Raw genomic sequence first — 8,506 nt, forward strand, 5'->3', positions numbered from 1 at the left:
TTATCACCAGAAGTAAATGTAGAATGCTACTGTTATACCAAGTATTATTATCGTGTTGATCAAGTCCCAGCTATTCCAGCTCGCACGGGTGGCCGCACGTTGTTCGGCGGTAGACGTGCCGAACACGAGACCTTTTATCTTGGCAGGATCGGGCTTCTCGGTGAATAGCGACACGATTATTGCCACCAGACAGCAGAAGAGGAGCATCCATCCGCAGAAGAACAGCCAGTTGATGTCGTAGAAAAGATATTGGAATATGCTTCCTCCATCATCGCCGGGAAGAATACCGGCGTTGGAATAATAGATTTTTGCCCCGAGACGCGCCAGACCGATCACCAGACCGGAAATCAGCGCCCACATGCCACCTTGGGCTGTACACCGCTTCCAGCATATGCCCAGCAGGAAAGCTGCCGCAATGCCCGGAGCGAGCACCGACTGCACGTCCTGCAAATAAAGGTAGAGCACGTCGCCGATAGAGCGCATGATGGGTATCCACATGATGCCGAGCACCACTATCACGACGGTGGCCAGCTGTCCTATTCTAACAAGTTTCTTCTGTGGCGTATTCGGGCGGAAACGCTGATAAAAGTCAATGGTGAAAAGAGCCGACGAGGAGTTGAACAGCGATGCGAGCGACGACATCAGAGCGGCGAGGATGCCGCACACGATAAGTCCCTTGACTCCGGCGGGGAGCAGCTTGGCAACAAGCGTGGGGAATGCGGCGTCGCTGTTGACCGCCCCGTTGGGAAGTAACGGAAGGAACGAGCCTTGCGACTGATGGAGGGCAAACGCAATCATACCCGGAATCAGAAAGAGGAACACGGGAAGGAGCTTCAGATATGCTCCGAATATTGTGCCCCGGCGCGACTCCTTCTCGTTCTTTCCGGAAAGCACGCGCTGCACGATGAACTGGTCGGTACACCAGTACCAGAAACCTATCACGGCGGAACCTATCAGCGCACCGAGCCATGGGAATGCCGGATCGTCATTGTCCCGGATGAGATCGGTCATCGTGTCGCCATACTCATTGACCTCGACAGCCGAGCATATGCGCATCATCTCGTCCCATCCCCCAAGTTCACGCAGTCCGAGCACAAGTATGATAAGCGACCCCAGCAGAAGGATGGGGGTCTGCAACACCGAAGTATAGAGCACCGACTTCATTCCGCCTATCACGGTGTAAAGTGCCGTGATAAGCACCAGTCCGATGGCTGCGATCCAGAAGAAATCGATTCCCCACAGGGTGTCGATATTGAATACCTGCTGGAACACGAGACCTCCGGCATATACCGTGACAGCTACCTTTGTGAGCACATATGAGATAAGGGATATCACCGACAGTATAGTGCGCGATGCGGGGTTATAGCGTCGTTCCAGAAACTCCGGCATGGTGTAGACCATCGAACGTGTATAGAAAGGCACGAAAACCCATCCGAGGATAAGTATCATCCATCCTTGTATCTCCCAATGAGCCATTGCCATTCCGGATGCGGCACCGGAACCTGCAAGGCCGATAAGGTGCTCCGACCCGATGTTCGACGCGAATATGGACGCACCGATCGCTATCCACGTAGCATCCTTGCCGCCGAGGAAGTAGTCGGCGGCATTCTCTTGTTTCTGGCGTGTCACCCAGACTATTATGCCTATGAGCAATATGAAGAAGAGGCCGATTACAAGCCAATCCAAAAATGCCATGATTGATATGTTTTAAGGTTAAGATGTTGATTGTCAGAAAGTACTAAACTTGAATACCGTAGTGCTCCCGTAATTTCCGCCCGGACGAAGCTCTGCCGAGGGCCATTGAGGCTTGTTGGGGGTATCGGGATATTTCTGTGTCTCAAGGCAGATGGCGGAGCGCCGGTTGTAGACGGTCGAGCGCTTGCCGGTGACGGTGCCGTCAAGGAAGTTGCCCGTGTAGACCTGTATGCCTGGTTCTGTGGTGTAGACTGTCAGCTTTATGCCCGACGCAGGCGATAGGAGCGTGGCTGCCGGCACGGACAGGTCGCCGTTGGTATCGAGCACCCAGTTGTGGTCATATCCATTGCCGTTGGCAATCTGTTCGTAATCGACCATCCCGATCTCGGCACCTATGGCCTTGGCTTTGGTGAAATCCATCGGTGTGCCCTCCACGGGAAGAATCTCGCCGGTGGTCATGAATGTGGAGTCGACGGGAGTGAAGCGGGAGGCATTTATCGTCAGCTCCTCGTCGGTGACCGGACACGCAGGATCGCCTGAGAGGTTGAAGTAGGTGTGGTTGGTCATATTGATGACGGTAGGCTTGTCGGTAACGGCGGTATAATGTATGGCCAAAGAGTTATCAGAGCGTAGCGTGTAGGTCACCGTTGCCTTTACCGTCCCAGGGAAGCCGTTGTCGCCGTCCGGAGATGTGATTGACAGCTGTAGGGTGGTGTCGTTGGCCGCAACCACATCATATACCTTATACTGCCATCCCGTCGGGCCGCCATGCAGGCAATGGCCGAAATTATTCTGCGGCAGGACTACGGTGTCGCCGTCAAGCACGAACCGTCCGCCGGCGATACGGTTAGCATAACGGCCTATCGCGGCGCCGAAGTCCGACTTGTTGTTTTCAGGAAAATACGCGGCGATGCTGTCGAATCCGAGTACCACGTCGCGAAACTCGCCGTCGCGGTCAGGCACCATTATCGAGGCTATTCTCCCGCCGAGATTAGTGATGTCAACTTCCATGCCATTGAAGTTTCTCAATGTGTAGAGTGCGAGCCGTTTCCCGTCATATTCAGCCTCGAACGCCTTTGGATCGAGACCGGATTTGGGCGCAGCCGGTTTTTCAGCACATGCGCCGAGAAGCACACAGGCCGTAAGGCAGATTGTAGGATTAAGAAAATTCATGATCGATAAAAATATCTGATATTATTTCGTTGCGCTTCAACATATCGCCGTTCAATATTTGAACGGCATCTCCTTTACGTAGATTCTGAAGTCCTTGATTGCTCCGGGGACATCTGACTCCATGCGTGGGAGGTACTGGTAGCCGGCGATATTGTGCGAGGCACCGAGGTCTATTACTACCGAATGGGGAAATGCCACGCCCGGAACGGTCTGCCAGTAGGTTGATTCCTGTAGGTCGAAGGTCTTGTCGGAGGTGCGGTTGGCCCCGGTGTCCTCGCTGTCGGCATACATCACTATCCACGGTTCGCGCGAGAGGCGTTCGCCCTTGTCGTTGAGCAGGTACATCTCGGCGATGGCGGCTATATCCTTGCCGTCAACCGCGTTTAGTGCCTCGATGCAGACATAGCGACCACGGACGGGAGCGAATTTAACTTCCTGCCAGCCGTTGCCGGGTTTGAAAGTACCATTTATAACGGCTTTCTCGCCGGAGAGGTCAAGATTCTGGCCATCCTCCCGATGTATCTGACGTTTCTTGACAAGGAGCTGGTCGAGTTTCGGCTCTTTCAGGCCCTCGGACTTTGCCTCGCGCGGACCGAGGATGTCAAAGACGATTATCTCGTTCTCCCCCTGTTTCAGCCAGCAACCGGGCATGTAGAGGGTCTGCTGCGGGCCGATCTCCCAGATGCGTCCCATCGGGTGTCCGTTGACATAGACGAGTCCCTTGCCCCATGTCTCGAAGTTGAGGAAGGTGTCGGAGGGCTTGCCCTTGATGTTGAATGTGGCACGGTATGCACCCATAGGCAGACGGTCGCCGTTCTTGGTAACCTCCGAAACGGGTTGATATTTCATCGAAGTATAGGTATCGTACTCATCCTCAATATTATATACCTGCCAGTTTTTGAGGTCATCAACCCACTTGTGACCGTCGTTTTCGACGGTCAGGGTCACATTTCCGGTTATGCCCTTGAAGTCCTTGATGGCGCGACCGAAGTTGATACGCCCCATGGCCTCGACGAGAATGTCGAGCTGTGTGCCTTTATTGCAGGCGGGGAGCGTCAGCTCCTTCTCGCCGTTGCGGCGGTCGAGCTTGCCTATGTACCTGCCGTCAACAAATATCTGTGCGAAATCATGTGGGTCGTTCACGGTCAGCACCGCACCCTCGGCAAGTGCCGGGAGCGTTGTGCGGTAAAGTATCGAGCCGAAGCCTTGGTCATATTCCTCCATTGTCTTTATATCGACATCCGATTTGGGCGCTGGAAGATTGTCCCAAAGCGGTGCCACTTCGGTAAAATCAAAAGCTTTGATCTCAATCGGCTTGATGAGCGCGGGCACTTTGGATTGTTTCTCTCCGTCCATGTACTTTGCGAGGGTCTTGCGCAGCTCCCAATATTTGGGCGTGGTCTGTCCGGATTCCGAGATCGGGGCATCATAGTCGTAGCTTGTCACATCGGGGGCGAAACCTGGAGAGTTCGCCCCGGCCCAATGGCCCCAATTGGTGCCACCGTGGGTCATGTAGAGCGAGAACGATATCCCTTTGGAGAGCATCTCGTCTATTCCGGCTATCATGTCGGCTGCGGGACGGGTCTCATGGTTGGCTCCCCATTTGTCGAACCATCCGCTCCAGAACTCCGAACACATCAGCGGTGAGTCGGGACGGTGTTCCTTCAAGGAGGCGAACTGCTGGTCGATGTTCGCGCCAGTACCGAAGTTCATCGTCCAGATAAGGTCGTCAAGTCCGTTGTTGAGATAGTTGGACGACCAGTCGCACTGGAACAGCGTAACATCCTTGCCGAAATTCTTGCGTAGCATGTCGCGAATCTCCGAGACGTAGGGCTTGTCTTTCCCGTAGGATCCGTATTCGTTCTCGACCTGAACCATTATTATAGGGCCGCCGTTGGCAATCGTCAGGTCTCCCACCTGCTCCGCCACTTTCTGCTGGAACTTGTCGACGCGCTCCATGAAGAACGGGTCCTGTTCGCGCAGGCGGATGTCCTTCTTCTTGAGCAACCACCACGGCAGGCCTCCCATCTCCCATTCGGCGCATACATACGGGCCGGGGCGGAGGATGACTTTCATGCCGTTTTTCTCGCAGAGCTTGACGAACTCGCGAAGGTCATTCTGGCCTGTGAAATCGAACCGGTCCTGCTGAGGCTCGTGGGAGTTCCAGAATGTGTAGAGGCAGATCGTGTTCATGCCCAAAGCCTTGCAGAGCTGAATGCGCTGCTCCCAGTATTCCTTGGGGATGCGGGGGTAGTGCAGCTCTGCGGCTTTCACCACAAAAGGCTTGCCGTTGAAAAGGAATGTGCCGTCGCCGGCCTCGAAGTGCGGTTGATCCTCAAACTCATCCATGCTCCACTTCTCGCGCCACGGAATTGTGATTTTGCCGTTCTCGAATGACATCGGAAGCCACACATAGCGCGAGTTTTCAAGGTCTTTCTTGTTCCAACGGTCGAACATCGCCACATAGAGGTTCTTCTTCCCATAGACGGGTTGCACATAGGTGCTCTGCGCGTAGAAGGTCTTGTCGGCATCCTTGCCGGTGCATGGGTCACCTACCACTTTCCATTCGCCCATGATGGAGTCGGCCACGGCAAGCTCCGCCTTGTTGGGGTCCCAGCCGGTGCAGCCGGAGGAGAGCATATAATACTTGCCATCCTTCTTGAACACCGCCGGAGCCTCGCGCGACATGCCGATGAAGTTGCGGGTAAAACGCCCGGTCGGGCGCAGATAGTCGTCGGTAAGCTCGTTGATATATAGTGTCCGGTTGTTCTCCGACGATGCGAACTGGTAAGCCTTGCCGTCATCGTCGACAAAGACGGTCTGGTCGCGGCTCATGGCGTTGTTCGGGCGGAAAGAGCCGAGATACCTGAACGGCCCTGTCGGCGAATCGCTCACGGCGACACCCGCGGCAGCCTTGCCATAGTCGGCGCTCTCGACATGCGCCCACATCACGAACTTGCCCGTCTTGGCATTGTAGACCACCTTCGGGCGTTCAAGCACCTTGCTCGGGTGCAGATCATGGGAAGAATCATCCTTGACAGCCGGAAGAACTATCCCCTCGAACGTCCAGTTGACCATGTCGGGCGATGAGTAGCACCCAACACCGGTCACATCAGTGCGGTAACATTCCCATGTTGCCCATTCGGGGAGGATAGTCTGGCCTTTCTTATACTCACCATACCAATAATATTTGCCGTTGTGGTACAGTATTCCGCCTCCGTGGGCGTTGATTTTATCCCCGGAGGTGTCGAGCCATTCAGCTCCGTTGACAATCTCCCGCGCGGGAGTGGTGGCAAACCCGTCGGCACTTGCCGACAGCATCAACGCTATAGCAGTGTGATATATTATGATTCGTTTTATTTTCATATGATTGATTCATTGTCAGACCGCCCATCCGGCAGGTCCTATTCATTTAGGGAATTTCTTTACAAGTAAATCATATTCTTTTCTGCTGATGGGTATAACCGAGCCGTGGCGCGGATGGAAATCCATACGTACTGTCGCGGCGGTAGGACTGAAACTCTCCAGGTCGGTCGATTCGGTGAATTCATAGCGCCCCGACATGTACACGTCATACATGAGTATATACCTGTCGGTGTCGTTGAGCCTGAAAGTGCCGGCACCCTCCACGGCATCGGATGTCAGCTGCTTATAGCCGGGCGATTCTGTCCATTCCCCGGAAGTCAGCGAGCGCGTCGTAGCCTTGCGTATGCCGTTGCCGTGCCCTTCGGTCTTGTAAAAAAGATGGTAAGTGCCGTCTTTCTCAACGATGTCGCCGTCGATACACGATTTACCGTTGGAAGGGATAAAAAGCGGTCGCGGCTCACCTTCCAGATCGGTGAAGTCTGGGTTGGCATAGGCATAGTAGATTATGTCAGGGCCTGAACCATATTTCATCGACCAGTACACCATGTATTTCCCGGCCGTGCGGTCGTAGATGGTCTGCGGCGCCCACACGCGCAGCAGCTCCTCCTGTCCGGCATACCGTTCGGGAAAATGGATCACGCTCGCCGACCAGTCGGTGAGGTTGTCTGATTTCAGGAGCGTCATCCCCCTGTTGGAATTCCAGCCGTTGGCCGACACCATGTCAGTCACCACCATGTAGAATCCCTTGCCGTCCTCCCGCCTGAGCAGGTGGGGATCGCGCACACCGCCCGTGCGGCTTATCCGCCGAGAGTCAATCACCGGACGGTTGCCGTTAAGGGCTTTCCAGTCAAACCCGTCCTCGCTCACAGCGTAACACACGGCTTCGTCCTTTATGTCGTTCCCTTTGAAATAGGCGAACAGATAGGCATCGCCATCCGCCGCAAAGGCATCATATGATATTGCACCAAGACTTATTGCCAAGGTCGAGATTAATACACGTAAATTCATGATTGGAATATAGTTGTTATTATTATAAATCGTGCGGACAGGCACATATACGTAAGGCTTTAAAGACTGTTAAGCCTTTCCGTCAACGATAGACCCTCACATAATCGATTTCATAGCGCATGGGCATCGCGGCCAAGTCGGGAGCACCTCCGTTGTCGCCTCCAATGGCAAGGTTGAGAAGCACGTACATCGGTTTCGTGAAAGGATTCTCCCCGTTGCCGAGCGAACCGTTGACGGTCTCCGACATCGGAATCTCGTTAAGCAGTTCGTCATCGAGATATAGACGGATCGACTCGCTGTCGCGGTCCATACGCCACACGTGAAACTTATCGGCCCACTCCGGATCCTTGCCGGTAAAATGCTCGAATGGTATACGCTTGCTGTTCCATTTTGCGGAGTAGCGCGTGTCCGTACCCCAGCACGCGTTTGCGAGAATATGAGGAACGCCATCGATACGGTAATACTCCATGATGTCGATTTCACCGCACGAAGGCCATTCCATGCCGGTGCCGAGCAGCCATATCGCCGGCCACGCGCCTCTACCCACCGGGATTCGCGCACGTACCTCCACCGTGCCGTAGCCCACCTCTTTCTTCCCGGCGGTATGGAGCGAGGAGGATGTAATGCCGATCCACGGGCGCTCCTTGCGCCAATCGCGGCTTCCCGGCTCATAGTCGGGATTGGGACGTGACAACGACGAGTCGCAGCGTGCCTCTATCACGAGCACACCGTTCTCACACCGGGCGTTGTCGGGCTGATACCACTGGTCCTCGTGGTTGCGTGCGAAGCCCGTCTCAAACGACCATATCGCAGGATCGGGAGCGCCGTCGCGGTCGAATTCATCGCTCCACACGAGCGCACGTACCACGGCATTCTCTCCCTGGACTACAAAAGGACATGAAATCATTGCTGCGGTTACCGCAATAAACAACCGTAACGGAGACAGATGTCTGAGTACTTTCATCGGTGATTGATTTGCAAAAATGTTTTCCATGAAAAATATCAGCAGGTTGCGAAATCCGCCATGAGCGACAGTTTTCATCCGCCGATATGGCAAAGATACTTTATTATGGCAGGAAAAAAGTATTCTAATAGTTCAAATTTAGTTCCAAATCAACCAAACCAGTCTAAAGAAGCACGAAAAGGCGGTGTGTAGTTCAGTTTCAACACACCGCCTTCAATGGATAACTTGGATTGTCTTTCTTACCTTAAGAGGTTGTTTAAAAACAAAAGTGAAATACCGGGTTCGCAGATTTGCGATGAA

4 protein-coding genes and 1 pseudogene are annotated in these 8,506 nt (G+C 54.0%); all 5 read right to left on the bottom strand.

Going from position 1 to position 8,506, the window contains the following annotated elements; translation table 11 throughout:
- Positions 1 to 3 precede the first annotated feature (3 nt).
- Entirely contained in the window at positions 4 to 1,695 is a 1,692-nt protein-coding gene (locus QZ303_RS07860) for a sodium:solute symporter (RefSeq protein ID WP_295731411.1), read from the bottom strand.
- Positions 1,696 to 1,728: 33 nt separating this feature from the next.
- The gene (locus QZ303_RS07865; RefSeq protein WP_295731413.1) at positions 1,729 to 2,868 is read right to left on the bottom strand and encodes an aldose epimerase family protein; all 1,140 of its coding nucleotides are present in this window, start codon (positions 2,866 to 2,868) and stop codon (positions 1,729 to 1,731) included.
- A gap of 51 nt (positions 2,869 to 2,919) precedes the next feature.
- Positions 2,920 to 6,234, bottom strand: coding sequence for a beta-galactosidase (locus QZ303_RS07870; protein WP_295731415.1), 3,315 nt, complete (start codon positions 6,232 to 6,234; stop codon positions 2,920 to 2,922).
- 75 nt (positions 6,235 to 6,309) lie between these two features.
- Positions 6,310 to 7,242, bottom strand: a pseudogene (locus QZ303_RS07875) (glycoside hydrolase family 43 protein); the annotation flags it as partial.
- Positions 7,243 to 7,324: 82 nt separating this feature from the next.
- Positions 7,325 to 8,149, bottom strand: a complete 825-nt coding sequence (locus QZ303_RS07880) for a glycoside hydrolase family 16 protein (protein WP_295731421.1) — start codon at positions 8,147 to 8,149, stop codon at positions 7,325 to 7,327.
- Positions 8,150 to 8,506 lie beyond the last annotated feature (357 nt).

Source organism: uncultured Muribaculum sp. (assembly GCF_910583865.1).
Taxonomy (GTDB): Bacteria; Bacteroidota; Bacteroidia; order Bacteroidales; family Muribaculaceae; genus Muribaculum.